General features: G+C 73.0%; 13 protein-coding genes and 2 pseudogenes. 3 read left to right on the top strand and 12 right to left on the bottom strand.

Going from position 1 to position 16,110, the window contains the following annotated elements:
- Window positions 1-137: 137 nt before the first annotated feature.
- From ABZ016_RS08415 to ABZ016_RS08405, 3 genes and pseudogenes are all read right to left on the bottom strand, one after another.
- A pseudogene (locus ABZ016_RS08415) lies at window positions 138-257 on the bottom strand (DUF2510 domain-containing protein); the annotation flags it as partial.
- 55 nt (window positions 258-312) lie between these two features.
- Window positions 313-1,464 carry an anhydro-N-acetylmuramic acid kinase gene (locus tag ABZ016_RS08410; protein ID WP_356915757.1) on the bottom strand — a complete coding sequence of 384 codons (1,152 nt, stop codon included), beginning with the start codon at window positions 1,462-1,464 and terminating at the stop codon, window positions 313-315.
- 4 nt (window positions 1,465-1,468) lie between these two features.
- The gene (locus ABZ016_RS08405; protein WP_356915756.1) at window positions 1,469-2,776 is read right to left on the bottom strand and encodes an MFS transporter; all 1,308 of its coding nucleotides are present in this window, start codon (window positions 2,774-2,776) and stop codon (window positions 1,469-1,471) included.
- Between the two features lie 180 nt (window positions 2,777-2,956).
- Between ABZ016_RS08405 and ABZ016_RS08400 the strand changes: the two are divergent.
- A pseudogene (locus tag ABZ016_RS08400) lies at window positions 2,957-5,641 on the top strand (AAA family ATPase).
- A gap of 37 nt (window positions 5,642-5,678) precedes the next feature.
- Here the strand turns inward: ABZ016_RS08400 and ABZ016_RS08395 are convergent.
- From ABZ016_RS08395 to ABZ016_RS08360, 8 genes are all read right to left on the bottom strand, one after another.
- The gene (locus tag ABZ016_RS08395) at window positions 5,679-6,470 is read right to left on the bottom strand and encodes an SDR family NAD(P)-dependent oxidoreductase (protein ID WP_356915755.1); all 792 of its coding nucleotides are present in this window, start codon (window positions 6,468-6,470) and stop codon (window positions 5,679-5,681) included.
- Window positions 6,471-6,548: 78 nt separating this feature from the next.
- Window positions 6,549-7,667, bottom strand: coding sequence for a 3-oxoadipate enol-lactonase (pcaD, locus tag ABZ016_RS08390; RefSeq protein WP_356915754.1), 1,119 nt, complete (start codon window positions 7,665-7,667; stop codon window positions 6,549-6,551).
- On the bottom strand, window positions 7,664-8,959 hold the full coding sequence (gene pcaB / locus ABZ016_RS08385; RefSeq protein WP_356915753.1) for a 3-carboxy-cis,cis-muconate cycloisomerase: 1,296 nt from the start codon (window positions 8,957-8,959) through the stop codon (window positions 7,664-7,666). The genes pcaD and pcaB overlap by 4 nt, the downstream gene beginning before the upstream one ends.
- Complete coding sequence (pcaG, locus tag ABZ016_RS08380) at window positions 8,956-9,561, bottom strand: protocatechuate 3,4-dioxygenase subunit alpha (RefSeq protein WP_356915752.1); 606 nt, start codon at window positions 9,559-9,561, stop codon at window positions 8,956-8,958. Before pcaG ends, pcaB begins: the two co-directional genes overlap by 4 nt.
- A 6-nt stretch (window positions 9,562-9,567) precedes the next feature.
- A complete protein-coding gene (gene pcaH, locus ABZ016_RS08375) occupies window positions 9,568-10,341 on the bottom strand; it encodes a protocatechuate 3,4-dioxygenase subunit beta (RefSeq protein WP_356915751.1) in 774 nt (257 codons plus the stop codon).
- Between the two features lie 113 nt (window positions 10,342-10,454).
- Window positions 10,455-11,657 (bottom strand): acetyl-CoA C-acyltransferase, encoded by a 1,203-nt coding sequence (locus tag ABZ016_RS08370; RefSeq protein ID WP_356915750.1) that lies wholly within the window; start codon window positions 11,655-11,657, stop codon window positions 10,455-10,457.
- Window positions 11,654-12,298 (bottom strand): CoA transferase subunit B, encoded by a 645-nt coding sequence (locus ABZ016_RS08365; protein ID WP_356915749.1) that lies wholly within the window; start codon window positions 12,296-12,298, stop codon window positions 11,654-11,656. The genes ABZ016_RS08370 and ABZ016_RS08365 overlap by 4 nt, the downstream gene beginning before the upstream one ends.
- Window positions 12,298-13,053, bottom strand: a complete 756-nt coding sequence (locus tag ABZ016_RS08360; protein WP_356915748.1) for a CoA transferase subunit A — start codon at window positions 13,051-13,053, stop codon at window positions 12,298-12,300. Before ABZ016_RS08360 ends, ABZ016_RS08365 begins: the two co-directional genes overlap by 1 nt.
- Before the next feature lie 207 nt (window positions 13,054-13,260).
- Here ABZ016_RS08360 and ABZ016_RS08355 point away from each other — a divergent pair, with 207 nt between their 5' ends.
- Window positions 13,261-13,725, top strand: a complete 465-nt coding sequence (locus ABZ016_RS08355; RefSeq protein ID WP_356915747.1) for a MarR family transcriptional regulator — start codon at window positions 13,261-13,263, stop codon at window positions 13,723-13,725.
- A gap of 14 nt (window positions 13,726-13,739) precedes the next feature.
- On the opposite strand, the gene ABZ016_RS08350 is transcribed toward ABZ016_RS08355, so the two are convergent.
- On the bottom strand, window positions 13,740-14,720 hold the full coding sequence (locus ABZ016_RS08350) for a DUF3048 domain-containing protein (RefSeq protein WP_356915746.1): 981 nt from the start codon (window positions 14,718-14,720) through the stop codon (window positions 13,740-13,742).
- Window positions 14,721-14,918: 198 nt separating this feature from the next.
- On the opposite strand from ABZ016_RS08350, the gene ABZ016_RS08345 reads away from it, so the two are divergent.
- Complete coding sequence (locus ABZ016_RS08345) at window positions 14,919-16,109, top strand: zinc-dependent alcohol dehydrogenase (protein WP_356915745.1); 1,191 nt, start codon at window positions 14,919-14,921, stop codon at window positions 16,107-16,109.
- Window position 16,110 lies beyond the last annotated feature (1 nt).

The raw sequence follows: 16,110 nt of genomic DNA, 5'->3' as shown, positions 1-16,110 counted from the left end.
GGGTCCGAATGCCCCTCGGCCCCTGGCCGGCCCGAGTCGGCCGGGTCCCCGGAAGGGGCCGGACGGTCGCCGGCGGGCGGCTCCGTCGGTGAGTTCCCGGTGGTCGGGGCCTGCGTAGGGGGACCCCATGCGGTGGCCGGCGACACCGGACGGATGCGGTCCGTCCAGGCCTTGCCGTCCCACCAGCGCTCGGTGGCGGGCCCGTCACTTTTCTGTCCGGGGTCGGGGTACCACCCGGGAGGAGTCTCCTGCGTCATGCCCCCACCGTATGAGGCGTGCGTGAAAGAGGCATGAGAGGAGTCGAGTAACGCGTCAGTCCACCAGCAGGCGCCTCGGCCGCCGACCCGGCGGCGGAAGCCGCAACCCGTCCCGGCCCGGTGTCACCGACCCGAGCACGCTCGGACGACGGGCCCCGGTGCTCGCCGGCTCGGTGCCCGGCAGCCCGTGCAGCGTCAGGAACCCCAGCACCGCGAAGGCGTAGGCCTCCTTCGCGTCGGACGGCAGCCCCAGTTCGTCCGACGCTCGCACCGCCACCGCCGGCAGCAGACTACCGAGCATCCCCATCAGAACGGGGTTGCGCATCCCGCCGCCCGAGCCGATGACCTCCGTCGCGGCCACGGACCGCACGGCGTCCGCCACCGTCCGGGCCGTGAGCATCGTCAGCGTGGCGACGACGTCCTCGGCGGGCAGCGTCCCGAACCCGGCGAGCGCGTCCCGCAGATGACCGAGATGGAACAGCTCCTTGCCCGTGGTCTTGGGTGCGGGCAGCGCGTAGTACGGCTCTTCCAGCAGCCGGTCCAGCAGCGGCCCGTGCACCCGGCCGCGGGCGGCCAGGGCCCCGTCCGCGTCGTAGGCCAGGGATCCGCCGCTGAACCCCCGGGCGGCCGCGTCGATCAGCGCACAGCCCGGCCCGGTGTCGAACGCGGTCCCGTCGGGCGCGGTGAGGTTGGCGATGCCGCCGAGGTTGAGTGCGACGGGCCGGCCCGGCCGGCCGCGCAGCCACAGCAGGTCGACCAGGCTGACCAGCGGCGCGCCCTGACCGCCGGCGGCGATGTCGCGCGGCCGGAAGTCGGCGACCACGGGCAGCCCGGTCGCCTCGGCGATCCAGGCGGGCTGCCCGAGCTGGAGGGTGCCGTGGACCGCCTCGCCGGAGACCCAGTGGTAGACGGTCTGCCCGTGCGAGGCCACCAACTCGGCCCGCCCCGCGCACAGCTCACGGTCGGCCCGGACCGCCGCCGCCGCGAAGGCCTGCCCGATCCGGGTGTCCAGCCGGCACACCTCGCCCAGCGTGGTGGTCCCCGGCGGCAGGGCGGCTGCCAGAAGCTCGCGCACCTCACCGTCGTACGTCTCGCTCACCATGCCGAGCGGCTTCAGCACCAGGCTGTCCCCGACGAGCTCCAGATCGGCCGCCGCCGCGTCGATGGCGTCGTACGACGTGCCGGACATGAGACCGATCACCCGCATCGCTTCAACCAGTCCTCTCCTGAACCGCTTCCGCCCCGCGCACCCTCCGGGAGGGCAGCGTGAGCAGCGCCGGCACGCTCACCGCGCACGCCGCCGCCGCGTAGTACGCCGGGATGTCCACGCTCCCCGTCCGCTCGATCGTCTCCGTGATGACGAGCCCGGCACACCCCGAGAACACCGCGTTGGACAGCGCGTAGGCGAGCCCCAGGCCCGTGTAGCGCACCCGCGTCGGGAACATCTCCGAGAGCATCGCCGGACCCGGTCCCGCCATCAGTCCCACCACCGAGCCCGCGCCGAACACCGCCACCCCCTTCACGGTGGTCGAGGCTTCGGACTGCTGGAGAAGGTCGATCAGCGGCACCGCGAGGACCACGACCAGCACCGTCCCCGTCAGCACCACAGCCCGCCGCCCGACCAGGTCACTCAGCAGCCCGGCCGGCACGATCGTGACCGCGAAGCCCAGGTTGGCCAGCACGGTGGCGACCAGCGCCTGCTGGAAGGTCGCGCCCAGCGAACTCTGCAGATACGACGGCAGCACGACCAGGAACGTGTAGCCGGCCGCCGCCCAGCCCATGATCCGCCCCGCGCCCAGCGCGACGGCCTTCGCCACCTCGCGCGGCGGGGGAGTCTCGGTCTCCCGCGACCGCTCCGCCTCGAACGCCGGCGTCTCGTCCAGCCGCAGCCTCAGCCACAACGCGCCCAGTCCCAGCGGCAGGGTCAGCAGGAACGGCAGCCGCCAGCCCCACGCGCCCAGCTGCTCCTCCGTCAGCACCGTGGCGAGCAGCGCCGCCGCCCCCGCCCCGGCCAGCAGCCCCAGCGCCACGGTGAACGACTGCCACGATCCGTACAGCCCTCGCCGGCCCGGCGGCGCGAACTCCGTCATCACCGACACCGCCCCGCCGAACTCCCCGCCCGCCGACAGTCCTTGGAGCACCCGCAGGAACGTCAGCAGCCAGGGGGCCAGGGCACCCGCCTGCGCGTACGTGGGGAGCGCGCCGATCAGCGTCGTCGCGACCGTCATCAGCGTGATCACCAGGACCAGTACCGGACGCCGGCCCAACCGGTCGCCCAGACGGCCGAAAAGCGCCGCCCCGACGGGACGGAAGAAGAACGCCAGGGCGAACGACGCGTACGTCTTCACCAGTCCCTCGGCCTCGCTGCCGCCCTCCGGTGTGAAGAACCTCGCCGCGATGATCGTCGCGAAGTAGCCGTAGACGCCGAACTCGTACCACTCGATGAGATTGCCCACCGACCCCGCGACCAGCGCCCGGCGGCCGCGACGTGGCTCCCCTAACTGGTGAATGGACGTCATTTTCCGTACCTCCGTGGGGTGTTGGCCCGAAGACGGCTGGTGGCGGACCGGCTGCGTCGTCCGGCCGCACCCGGTGTCACCCGTCACGGCAACAGGTGCCCGGTCCACCCTCCACTCAGGCAATCGGAGGGATACGCTCGACGTCTGTACGTCGTTCGGGCGACTTGGGGAGGTAGCGGGATGACGGAGGTACGGCCCACGGCCGCCGCCTCGGCTTCCCTGTGGGAGCGCGACGAGGAAGTCGCCGCCGTCACACGGGCGCTCGACCGTCTGTGTGCGGACCGCTCCTCGTCCGGCGGACTGCTGGTCTTCCGGGGCGAGGCCGGACTCGGCAAGACCGCGCTGCTGGCCGAAACCCGCCGCATCGCCGAGGCCCGCAACTGCACGGTCTGGTCGGCGCGCGGCGGCGAGACCCTCAGGTCGGTCCCCTTCAACGTCGTACGGCAGTTACTGCAACCCGCGCTGGTGTCGATGCTGCCCGAGGAGGCCCGCGAGTACCTCGGCGACTGGTACGACATCGCCGGCCCCGCCCTCGGCATAGCCGACCCCGGCGAGCGGCAGGCCGACCCGCAGGGCGTCTGCGACGGTCTGGTGGCCGCCGTGCGCAGGCTCTCCCGCCGGGACTGGCCACTGGTCCTGCTGATCGACGACGCCCACTGGGCCGACCAGGAGACCCTGCACTGGCTCGCGGCGTTCGCCGAGCGCCTCGACGAGACGTCCGTCCTGGTCGTGGTCACCCGCCGCCCCGACGACGTCCCCGGCGCGAGCGCCCGCCACCTCGACACCGTCGCCGCGGCCGCGGACGGCCCCGTGACGACCCTGAACGCCCTCACCCCGGACGCCACGGCCGGACTCACCCGCGCCACCCTCGGCGCGCACGCCGACGCCGCGTTCTGCCGCGAGGTCTGGGCCGTCACAGCCGGCAACCCCTACGAGACCGTCGAACTCCTCGCCAAGGTGCAGGACAGCGAACTCGAACCGGTCGAGGCGCGGGCCGGGGAACTGTGAGAACTCAACCGCTCGGCCCGCGGCGGCGGCCTCGTCGCCCGCCTGGAGGAACTCGGTATAGACGCGACCAGGTTCGCCTGGGCCGCCGCCATCCTCGGCACCGGCATCTCCATCGACCTGGTCGCCAAGCTCGCCACCCTCAAGCCCGCCGACGCCCGCCGCTGCGCCGAACTGCTGCGCACCGCCCGCATCCTCACCGCACCCGACCCCGCGACCGGCCGCAGCGGCGACGGCGACCTGGAGTTCGTCCACCCCCTGATCGCCACCGCCGTCTACAACTCCATCCCGGACGCCCTGCGCACCGCCATGCACGGCATCGCCGCCCGGATCGTCACCGACGAGGGGCACGGCGCCGCGGCCGCCGCCCGCCATCTCATCGAGGTCCACCCGGACGACGACGAGGAACTCGTCGGGCAACTCCGCGAGGCCGCCCGCGAGCACCTCGCCGTCGGCGCCCCCGACGCGGCCCGCCGCTGCCTGGAACGCGCCCTGGAGGAACCGCCCCGGCCCGATTCCCACCCGCACGTGCTGTACGAACTCGCCGAGGCCACCTTCCTGACCGCGCCCGCCCGCACCATCGGCCACCTGCGGACCGCGCTCGCCATGCCCGGCCTCGACGAGGACCAGCGGGTGGACGCCGTCTTCCGGCTCTCCCAGGCGCTGCTCCACAACGACCAGCTGGAGGAGGCCGTCCGCACGGTCGAGGCGGAGGCCGCCCGGCTCCAGCCCGGGCCCGCCCGGATGCGGCTCCAGGCCGTGCACTTCATGTGGGAGGGCCTCCACGCCGGCGAGGCCACCTCACCGGGCCGCTCCCACCGGCTCGCCGAACTCGCGAGCACCTGCACCGGCCGGGACAACTCCGAACGCGCGCTGCTCATCCTGCGCGGCTTCGACGCCCTGATGCACGGCGAGAACGCCGAGGAGGTCGCCGAGCTGTGCGACCGCGCCCTCGTCAACGGCCGCCTGGCCCCCGGGCTCGGCTGGACCGACACCGAGTGGGGCATCGAACTGCTGCTGATGCTGGCCAACGCGTACGCCTTCACCGACCGCCTCGACCGCGCCGAGTCCCTCTACAACGAGGCCCTGCGCGCCTACGAGACGGCCGGCTGGAGCGGCGGCCACCTCGCCCTGGCCCACGCCTACGTGGGGCTCGGTCACCGCAGGCGGGGCCGGCTGAAGGACGCGGAGGCGTCCCTGCGCGAGTCGCTGCGCCTTGCCGAGCGCGTCGGCCGCGGCCTGCCCCTGTACTGGTCCGCGACCTGCAACCTCGTCGACACGCTGCTCGCCCGCGGCCGGGTCGAGGAGGCCTGGGAGGTCGCCGAACGGCACGGTTTCGCCCCGCCCTACCCGTCCACCATCGTCCTGCCGGACCCGCGCTCGGTGCGCGGCAGGCTGCTGCTGGCCGTCGGCCGCACCGAGGACGGCATCAACGAACTGGAGGCCGCCGAGAAGGCGGCGGCAGCACGCGGCCACCACAATCCGGTGCTCGTCCCCTGGGCGGCCGATCTCGCCCGGGCCCTCAGCACCGCGGACCCGGCCCGTGCCGCCCGGCTCTCCGTCGACGTCCGGCGCCGGGCCGAGCGCTTCGGCACGGACACCGCGATAGGGGAGGCCCTGCGCTGCGCCGCCGCCCTGGAGACCGGCCAGCGCGCGGTCCGGCTCGCCGCCCAGGCCGTCACCTACCTGGAGGCCTCGCCCTGCCAGTACGAACACGCGGCGGCCCGCATCGAGTACGGCATCGCCGCCCGCTCCATGACCGACCTCGACCGCGGCCTGGACCTGGCGGTCTCGTGCGGCGCGGACGGCCTGGCGGCGCGGGCGCGGGCGGAACGGGAGACGGGCGCCGGGCTGCGCTGAGCGCCCCGGCCGGGCCGGGTCCGCACCGGCCGGCCGGTCAGGCCCGTACCAGCTGATCGGTCACCGCTGCCAGTCGCGTCCGTACCTCCGGGTCGTAGGCCGCAGCGTGGGCCCGCCCCGGCCGTGTCCCGTCGTAGAAGACGCCGCTCCCCGTGTCCCGCGTGGCCAGGGCGAGCACGCCGGCCGCCCCGTCGGCGACGGTGTTCCACGGCGTCACGTCCGCCTCACGGACCATGGCCGTGTCCATGTAGGTCGCCGGATGCAGCACGTTCACCGAGACACCGGTGCCCTCCAGCTCCTCGGCGAGGGCGAAGGTATGCGCGGCGAGCGCGAACTTGCTGCGGCAGTACGCCGAGACACCGTCGTAGCCGCGGGTGAACTCGGGGTCCCCGAAGACGAGCGGTTCCTGGCCGGCCGAGCCGACGTTGACGATCCGGGCGGGCGCGTTCGCCCGCAGCACCGGCAGCAGCGCCCGGGTCAGCACCACCGGCGCCAGGTAGTTGACCGCGAGCCGCAGCTCATGCCCGTCGGCGCTCAGCTCACGTCCCGCACCGGGCGACCCGAAGCCCACCCCAGCGTTGTTGACCAGCACGTCCAGCTCGGGACGCGCGTCGGCGACGTGCCCGGCCAGCTCGCGCACCTGCGCCAGTGAGGCCAGGTCGGCGACGAACGCCTCGGCGTCCCCCTCGGTGCGCAACTCCTCGGCCAGCCGCTCGGTACGGCCCGCGTCCCGGCCGTGAACGAGGACGACGTGCCCGGAACGGACCAGCTCGAAGGCGACGTGCCGGCCGAGCCCCGAGGTCGCGCCGGTGATCAGGATGGTGGACATGCCCCCACCGTAGGCACGCCGTGCGCGCCGGAGCGAGCTGCCGTCGAGCGTACGACCGGCAGGGTCACCCTCCGGCGCCTACGAGACCTCGTCCTCCTCCGCGAGCACCCGCTGAGCCGTCGCGAACGCCGAGTTCGCCGCCGGGACGCCGCAGTACACCGCCGTCTGCAGCAGCACCGCGCCGATCTCCTCCGGCGTCAGCCCGTTGCGCCGCGCCGCGCGCACGTGCATGGCCAGCTCGTCGTAGTGGCCGTGCGCGACCAGCGCGGTGAGGGTGATCATGCTGCGCTCGCGGCGCGACAGTGTCGGGTCGGTCCAGATCTCGCCCCAGGCGTAGCGCGAGATGAAGTCCTGGAAGCGCGCGGTGAAGGGGGTCTGCCGGGCCTGTGCCCGGTCGACGTGCTGGTCGCCGAGTACCTCGCGCCGTACCGCCATGCCGCGTCCGGCTGGTTCGCCGAAGTGGGCCCGCAGCGCGGCCAGCACCGCCTCCGGGCACTGCGCGGGCGCCAGGTGCGAGGCGCCCGGGATCTCCACGAGCGCCGCGCCCGGGACCGCGTCGGCGATCTCCCGCAGGTGCGAGGGCGGCGTCGCCGGATCGTCCCGGCCGGCGACCAGCAGAGTCGGCACGGTGATCTCCGGCAGCCGGTCCCGCAGGTCGAACGCGGCGAGTGCGTCACAGCAGGCGGCGTAGGCGTCCGGGTCGGCGTCCCGGTGGTCGCGGACCAGGCGTGGCACGGTGAAGTCTCCGGCGAACCAGCGCGCGCCGGCGTTGTCCGCCAGCCCGGCCAGCCCCTCCCGCCGCACCAGTGCGGCCCGCTCCTCCCACGGCTTGGACCCGTTGAAGTGCGCGGACGAGCAGATCGCGGCCAGCGACGTCAGGCGCTCCGGATGATGCACCGCGAGATGCAGACCCACGGCCCCGCCCAGCGACACACCCGCGTACGCGAACCGCTCGATGCCGAGCGAGTCGGCGAGCGCCAGCACCTGCCCGGCGAGGTCACCGACGCTCGCGCCCGCCCGGATGAGACCGGCCGCCGAACCGCCGTGCCCGGGCAGGTCCCAGCGCACCACCCGATGGGTGATCGACAGCTCGGGTGCCACGTCGTCCCACAGGGCGTACGAGGTGCCGAGCGAGGGGCCGAGCAGCAGTGGGGGAGCGGAGGCGGGACCTTCCGCATGATGGTTCAGAAGTGTCAACGTCGCTCCAGGGCACGGTCGGTGAGGACTCCGGCGGAGCCCGTGTAATGGGCCGGATCGAGATCCACGCCGGCCAGCTCGGGTGCCTCCGCGAGCGGTTGCCCTTCGGAGGCGAGCCGGGTGAGGAGCTCCTTGGCGCGGGCCCGGCCCAGCACCGGGGCCAGCTCGGCGGACAACCGCTCGGAGACGATCAACCCGCCGGTCAGGTCCAGGTGTTCGCGCATGGCCTCGGGCCTGACCCGCAGTCCCTCCGCCAGCTCGGCGGCGTCCCGGGCGGCCCCGCCGACCAGCCGCAGCAGGTCCCTCAGCGGCTCCCACTCCGCATGCCAGGCCCCGGCCGGACGTTCGTCTTCCGCCGCCAGCGACCCGTACAGCGTGGCCGCGAGCTGCGGGGCCCGCCGCGCGGCGGAGGCGATGAGGGTGGACCGTACGGGATTGGACTTGTGCGGCATGGCGGACGAGCCCCCGCCGTTGCCCTCCACGACCTCGGCGATCTCGGTGCGCGAGAGGGTGAGGACGTCCACGGCGACCTTGCCGAGGGCGCCCGCCGTGAGGGCGAGGCACCCCGCGAGATCGGCGATCGGTGTCCGCAGGGTGTGCCAGGGCAGATCGGGCGCCCGCAGCCCGAGTTCACGGGCGTACACCGCCGGCAGCTCGACGGGATCGCTCCCGCCGTACGCCCCGAAGGCGGCCAACGTCCCCGCAGCACCGCCGAGTTGGGCGGGCAGCGCGTCCCGTACGGTCCGCACCCGGTCCCGCGCGTCGAGCACCAGCGACCGCCACCCGGCCGCCTTCAGCCCGAACGTCGTCGGCACGGCGTGCTGGGTGAGCGTCCGGCCCGGCATGGCGGTGTCCCGGTGCGCGGCGGCCAGGGAGGCCAGCGCCCGCTCCGTGCGCCCCAGATCGTCGAGGACCGGGCCGAGCGTACGCGCGGCGACCAGCATCGTCGCGGTGTCCATGATGTCTTGGCTGGTCGCTCCCCGGTGGACGTAGGGGCCGTACTCCTCGCCGACGGCCTTCGTCAGGTCCGCGACCAGGGGGATGACGGGGTTGCCGCCCGCGCGGGCCCGCTCGGCGAGGGACCGCACGTCGAAGGCGCCGGCAGCGGCCGCCTCGGTCACCGCCGTGGCCGCCTCGGCGGGGACGAGCCCGAGCGTGGCCTGAGCCCGGGTCAGCGCCGCCTCCGCGTCGAGCAGCGCCCAGAGGTACGCGTGGTCGCCGGTGGCGGAGGAGGCCGCCGAGCCGGCCCACCCCGGGGCGAGCAGACCGGTGTCGCCGTGCTCAGCTGTCACTGGAACTCCAGGAAGACCGTCTCGCCTTCGCCCTGAAGGCGGATGTCGAAACGGTACGTCCCGCCGCCCTCCGCCACGGCGACCAGCGTGTCGCGGCGGCCCTCCGCGAGCCGGGACAGCAGCGGGTCGGCGGCGAGCGCCGCCGTGTCGCCCGGCAGGTAGATCCGCGTGTACAGGTGGACCAGCAGCCCGCGCGCGAAGACGCACACGCTGAGGTACGGGGCGTTCCGCCCGCGCGCGCCGGGCCGCAGGGTCCGGGCGTACCAGTGGCCGTTCGCATCGGTCTGGATCCGCCCCCAGCCCGTGAACTCCACGCCGTTGCGCCCCAGGAAGCCGCCGGTGGCCGGGTCGCGGCGCATCGAACCGTCGGCCGTCGGCACGTTGCCGTCCGGATCCGGTCCCCACAGCTCGATCAGGGCGTCGGGCAGCGGCCGGCCCTCCCCGTCGAGGACGTACCCGTGCACGGTGACCGTGTCCGGATGCCCCAGGGGCGCGATGTCCTCGCCGCCGCGGAACGGCAGGGCATGGCCGTAGAACGGGCCGACGGTGTGCGAGGGGGTGGGCAGCACGCTCTCCGGCCGGCCGGTGTCGATCTTCGTCATGGCAGGTCAGCGCCCTTCTTCGATCCAGGTGGCGTGCGGGCCGTCCAGCACGATGTCCCAGTGGTAGCCCATCGAGAACTCCGGCACCGACAGACTGTGGTCGTACGTCGCGACCAGCCGCTGCCGGGCCGCGTCGTCCGTCACCGACTGGATGATCGGGTCGTAGGGGAACAGCGGGTCGCTGGGGAAGTACATCTGGGTCACGAGCCGCTGGGTGAACGCCGTGCCGAACAGCGAGAAGTGAATGTGCGCGGGCCGCCAGGCGTTGACGTGCTGGCGCCACGGGTAGGGGCCCGGCTGGACGGTGGTGAAGCGGTAGCGGCCCTCGCCGTCGGTGAGCGTGCGGCCCACGCCGGTGAAGTTCGGGTCCAGGGGGGCGTCGTGCTGCTCGCGCTGGTGGGCGTAACGGCCCGCCGAGTTGGCCTGCCAGATCTCCACGAGCTGGCCGCGCACCGGGCGGCCGTCCCGGTCCAGGAGGCGGCCGGAGACGGTGATGCGCTCGCCGATCGGCTCGCCGTCGTGCTGCCGGGTGAGATCGTTGTCGATCTCGGTGATGTCCCGCTCCCCAAAGGCCGGGGAGGAGAGTTCCACCAGCTCCGGGTCCTGGCTGACGTCGATGGTGACCGGCGGCTGCTTCGGGTGGCGGAGCACCGAGGAGCGGTACGGCGCGTAGTCGCGGCGCGGTTGGTGCTCGACGGGCCCGCCGTCGGCGAGGCGCTTCTCGTAGGCGGCGCGCTCGGCCGCGATCTCCTGGTCGATGTCGTGTTGCGTGAGAGTCATGGCGGTCCCTGAAAGGTTCTTCCGGTTGTCGTCGACAGAGGGAGGGGCGTGCCCCGAAGGGGCGCGGGGAACTGCGCGACCGGCCACGCACGGCCCGCGGCCGCGCGCATCGCTCAGCGCTCCAGAACGAGGGCGAGCCCTTGCCCCACCCCGATACACAGCGTGGCCACACCCACACCACCGCCACGCCGGGCCAGCTGATGGGCCACCGTACCGGCGAGCCGCGCTCCCGACGCACCGAGCGGATGCCCCAGCGCGATCGCGCCCCCCTGCGGGTTGAGGATCGCGGGATCGAACTCGGGCCACTCGGCGACACACCCCAGCACCTGCGCGGCGAACGCCTCGTTCAGCTCCAGCACGGACAGGTCGCCGAACCCCCTGCCCGCCTTGGCCAGCGAGCGGTTCACCGCCTCCACGGGCGCCAGCCCGAAGAGGTGCGGGTCGGTCGCGGAGACACCCGTCGCGCTGACGCGCGCCAGCGGTTCGCGGCCTGTCGCCCTCAGCCCCTCCTCATCGACGAGCAGCAACGCCGCCGCACCGTCGTTCAGCGGGGACGCGTTGCCCGCCGTCACCGTGCCGCCCTCCTGGCGGAACGACGGCTTCAGCTTGGACATCGCCGCCAGGGAGGCATCCGCGCGGACCGTTTCGTCGACGGCGAAGACCACCGGCTCACCCTTGCGCTGCGGGATCGTCACGGGCGCCAGTTCACCGTCGAACAGGCCCTCGGCCTGCGCCCGCGCCGCCTTTTCATGGCTGCGCAGCGCGAACTCGTCCTGCTGCTCCCGGCCGATCTTGTGCTTGTCGGCGATGAGTTCGGCGCTCTCGCCCAGCGGGATCGTCCACTGGGGCTCCATCCGCGGGTTGACCATGCGCCAGCCGAGGGTGGTGGAGTACAGCTCGGTGTGACCGGCCGGGAAGGCCTTGTCGGACTTGGGCAGCACGAAGGGCGCCCGGGTCATCGACTCGACCCCGCCGGCCAGCGCGATCGAGGCGTCGCCGACCGCGATGGCGCGGGCCGCCTGGATCACGGCCTCCAGGCCGGAGGCGCACAGCCGGTTGACGGTCACGCCGGGTACGGACGTGGGCAGACCGGCCAGGAGCGCGGCCATGCGGCCGACGTTGCGGTTCTCCTCACCGGCGCCGTTGGCGTTGCCGAGGTACACGTCCTCGATCCGCGCGGGGTCCAGGGCGGGCGTGCGGACGAGGAGTTCACGGATGGCGTGGGCGGCCAGGTCGTCGGGACGGACCGTGGCCAGCGCGCCGTTGTAGCGGCCGATCGGCGTGCGGACCGCGTCGACGATGTAGACGTCCTTCACTTCAGGCCCTCCGGGACGGTGAGTTCGGCGTCCGTCACGGCGACGATCTCGCCGGCGCTCACACCGGGCGCGGTCTCCACCAGGACGAGCCCGTCGTCGGTGACGTCGAGGAGGCCGAGGTCGGTGATGATCCGGTTCACGCACCCCTTGCCGGTCAGTGGCAGGGCGCATTCGGTGAGGATCTTCGGGGAGCCGTCCTTGGCGGTGTGGGTCATCACCACGATCACGGTGCGGGCCCCGTGCACCAGGTCCATCGCCCCGCCGATGCCGGTGATCATCTTTCCCGGGATCGCCCAGTTCGCCAGGTCGCCCCGCTCGGAGACCTGCATGGCGCCCAGCACGGCGACGTCGATGTGCCCGCCCCGGATCATCGAGAAGGACAGCGCCGAGTCGAAGAAGGAGGCGCCCGGCAGGACCGTGACGGTCTCCTTGCCGGCGTTGATCAGGTCCGGGTCGACGGTGTCCTCGGTGGGGTAGGGGCCGGTGCCGAGGATGCCGTTCTCCGACTCGAGCACCACTTCGACGCCGGGCGGGAGGTAGTTGGGGATGAGGGTGGGCAGGCCGATGCCGAGATTGACGTACTGGCCGTCCCTCAGTTCCTGGGCCGCGCGCGCGGCCATCTCCTCGCGACTCCAGGCCATCAGGACCTCACCGTCCGCTGCTCGATCTGCTTGTCCGCCGCCTGCTGAGGGGTGAGCGCGAGGACCCGCTGCACGAAGACGCCGGGCAGGTGCACCGCGTCGGGGTCGATCGCGCCGGGCTCCACCAGTTCCTCCACCTCCGCGATCGTGACCCGCCCGGCCATCGCCGCGAGGGGGTTGAAGTTGCGGGAGGACTTGTTGAAGACGAGGTTGCCGTGCCGGTCGCCCTTCGCTGCCCGGACCAGGGCGAAGTCGGTGCGGATGCCACGCTCCAGCACGTACGGGGTGCCGTCGAACTCCCGGACCTCCTTCGGCGGGGAGGCGAGGGCGACCCCGCCCTGCCCGTCGTAGCGCCACGGCAGCCCGCCCTCGGCGACCTGGGTGCCGACCCCGGCCGGGGTGTAGAAGGCGGGGATCCCGGCACCGCCGGCCCGCAGCCGCTCGGCCAGCGTGCCCTGCGGAATCAGCTCGACCTCCAGCTCCCCGGCCAGGTACTGCCGGGCGAACTCCTTGTTCGCGCCGATGTAGGAGCCCGTCACCCGGGCGATCCGGCCGGACGCGAGCAGGACCGCGAGGCCCGACTCCATCGCCCCGCAGTTGTTGGAGACCACCGACACTCCGGTCACCCCGCGCTCGTGGAGCGCCTGGATCAGCACGTTCGGCACACCGCTCAGCCCGAAACCGCCCACCGCGAGCGACGCGCCGTCCGGCACGTCGGCCACCGCCTCCAGGGCTGTGGCGACCACCTTGTCCATCCGAGAGCCCCATCTCTTCCGAGCGTCCCGACCGTGATTTAGTCAGGGCACTGAGTATTTCCGTGAAGCTCCCCTCACGCTGCCATCGGGACAGTGGGCCGTCAAGACCTCGGTATATGTGCCTTCATCCTCGCGTAGGGACGGCAGACAGTCCCGGTGCGGCCGGGTATTGTTCAGTGCACCGACGAAAACGACCGAGGGGTGCACATGGCGGCGGCGGACCTCACCACCCACCCAGGACACCTGGCCCGGCGGCTCCAGCAGGCGCACTACCTGCTGTGGAACACGATGGTCTCCGAGGAGATCACCTCGCCCCAGTTCGCGGTCCTCAACACGCTCGTCGCCGAACCCGGCCTGGACCAGCGCACGGTGGGGGAGCGGGTGGGACTCGACCGGTCCACCATCGCCGAGGTGATCAGCCGGCTCAGCCGGCGCGGACTGCTCGACAAGGTCCGCGACCCCGAGGACGGCCGCCGCTTCCTGCTGCGCCTCACGGACGAGGGGGCACGTACCCACCGCAAACTGACCGTGCGCACCGCCCGGATGAACCAGGTGTTCCTCGCCCCGCTGACCGCCGAGGAGCGGACGGTCTTCTTCGACCTCATCCGGCGGGTGGCCGACGCGGCCGAGGGGCTGCGCAACCCGGGGGAGCCCCTGGTGGCGCCCGGCTGAAGCGGGCGGGCCCGTCACGGGGCCTCGGCGTACACCACCCACACCTGGCCCTTCGCGAAGTTCACGGGTGTGCCGTCGCCGGTGGTGAATGCCGTCCCGTCCATGGCCTTCTCACGTTTCCAGTCCACGTCGTAGGCGCGGCCGTCGCGCAGCACCTTCGCCTTCCCGGAGCCCACCGTCTCGGTGTACGGCGTGCTGTTGCCGAGGAAGTCGCGGAAGGCGGACTGGCGCACCTTCACGTACTGCACGACGACCGTCGCCGCCGCCATCCGCTTCCCGTCGGCCGTCGTCGCCGGGGTGCCGTCCATGCCGACCAGCCAGCGGTCGCGGGTCTGTGACCAGGTGAAGGTGAAACGCGCCGCCGGATAGCGCACCGTCTGCGAGGCCGTCGCCGTGCCGCCCGCGGGGGCGGAGCCGTAGTGGAAGCCGGTGGTCAGGGCGGCCTCGCCCGGTGGGTCGGGCATGACCTTGCCGGGCCGCAGATAGAGGTTGTGGGGAGCCTGCCGGTCGGAGGCGCGGAAATAGGCGTCCGCCGCGTTGCCCGGCGTCTCCGTCTTGAGCGGCGCCTTGTCGATCAGTGGCAGCAGCTTCTTCTGGGCGCCGGAGAAGGCGAGCGTGGGCCGGTCGAACTGGCGCAGCAGCTCAAGATCCGACTCGCGGGCGCTGCGCACCGGGCCGACGGCCTTCGGCAGCCGGGTCGCGTACACCGCCATCAGCCGGCTCAGCCCGCCCTCGACCTGCTCCGCGTACACCACGTCCGCGGCGTCGACCCCCGTGGGCGGCCGGGCTGCCGGGGCGTTGTCGATCTTGACCGCGAGCACCGAGCCGCCGGTCGCCGACGGCGATGTCCCGGGCTTCGACGCGCTGGGCGATCCCCGTCCGTCGTCACCTGAGCCGCTCCCGCCGGTACAGCCCGCCGCCAGGGCGGCGGTCATCGTGGCGGCGAGCAGGGCCGCTGTCGTCGCCGCACGCCGTCCGCGCACCCCTCGTCCCATGACCACCGTCCACCGTGTCTCATATCAACGTTTTGTATTGATTGTGCTCTTATATGTGCGGAGACGGCCATAGACGATCGTTTCTGGCGGAGGGTCTCCGCAGGGTCCGCCGATCGGCTCAAGGTTCAGCGCGGAGTGCCCGGGTACTCGGGCCTGGCCGTACGACCGACGCGCACGCTACGGAGGGAGCGCGAGGCGATGAGGGCATTGACCTGGCAGGGCAAGCGGGACGTGCGGGTGGAGACCGTGCCCGATCCGAAGATCCAGGAGCCGACGGACGCGATCATCCGCATCACGTCCAGCGGGCTGTGCGGGTCCGATCTGCACCTGTACGAAGTGCTCACCCCGTTCATGACCCCGGGGGACATCCTCGGTCATGAACCCATCGGCATCGTCGAGGAGGTCGGCGCGGGCGTCCCGGACCTCCAGGCCGGGGACCGGGTCGTGGTCCCGTTCCAGATCGCCTGCGGCAACTGCTGGATGTGCCTGACCGGCCTGCCCACCCAGTGCGAGACCACCCAGGTCCAGAGCCAGGGCATGGGTGCCCCGCTGTTCGGCTACACCCGGCTGTACGGCTCGGTGCCGGGCGCCCAGGCCGAGTACCTGCGCGTCCCCCAGGCGCAGTACGGCCCGATCAAGGTCCCCGAGGGACCGTCCGACGACCGTTTCGTCTACCTCTCCGACGTACTGCCCACGGCCTGGCAGGCGGTCGCCTACGCCGACGTCCCGCAGGGCGGCAGCGTCGCCGTACTCGGTCTCGGGCCGATCGGCGACATGGCCTGCCGCGTCGCCCAGGTGCGCGGCGCCGGACGGGTGTTCGGCGTGGACCTGGTCCCCGAGCGGCTGCGCCGGGCTCGCGCACGGGGCGTGGAGACCTTCGACCTGAGGTCCTTCGACGACGAGAAGGAACTCGTCGCCGCGATCCGCGACGAGACCGACGGCCGCGGCCCCGACGCCGTGATCGACGCCGTCGGCACCGAGGCGCACGGCAGCGCGGCCGCGCGCATGGTGCAGAACGCCGCGTCGATCCTGCCCCGCAAGCTGAGCGGCCCGCTCGCCGAACGCTTCAGCGTCGACCGCCTCGCCGCCCTCTACACGGCCATCGACCTGGTCCGCCGCGGCGGCACCATCTCGCTGTCCGGCATCTACGGCGGCACGGCGGCCCCACTGCCGCTGCTCACGCTGTTCGACAAGCAGATCCAGTTGCGCATGGGCCAGGCCAACGTCCGCCGCTGGAGCGACGACATCATCCCGTACCTGACCGACGAGGACCCGCTCGGCGTGGACGACTTCGCCACCCACCGGGTGCCGCTCTCCGAGGCCCCGCAGGCGTACGAGATGTTCCAGCAGAAGCAGGACGGCGCGGTCAAGGTGCTGATGCAGCCCTGAG

It is taken from the genome of Streptomyces sp. NPDC006372 (genome assembly GCF_040612515.1).
Classification (GTDB): Bacteria; Actinomycetota; Actinomycetes; order Streptomycetales; family Streptomycetaceae; genus Streptomyces.
The sequence above is the reverse complement of the archived record's forward strand: the minus strand, read 5'-3'. Positions and strand labels throughout refer to the sequence as shown.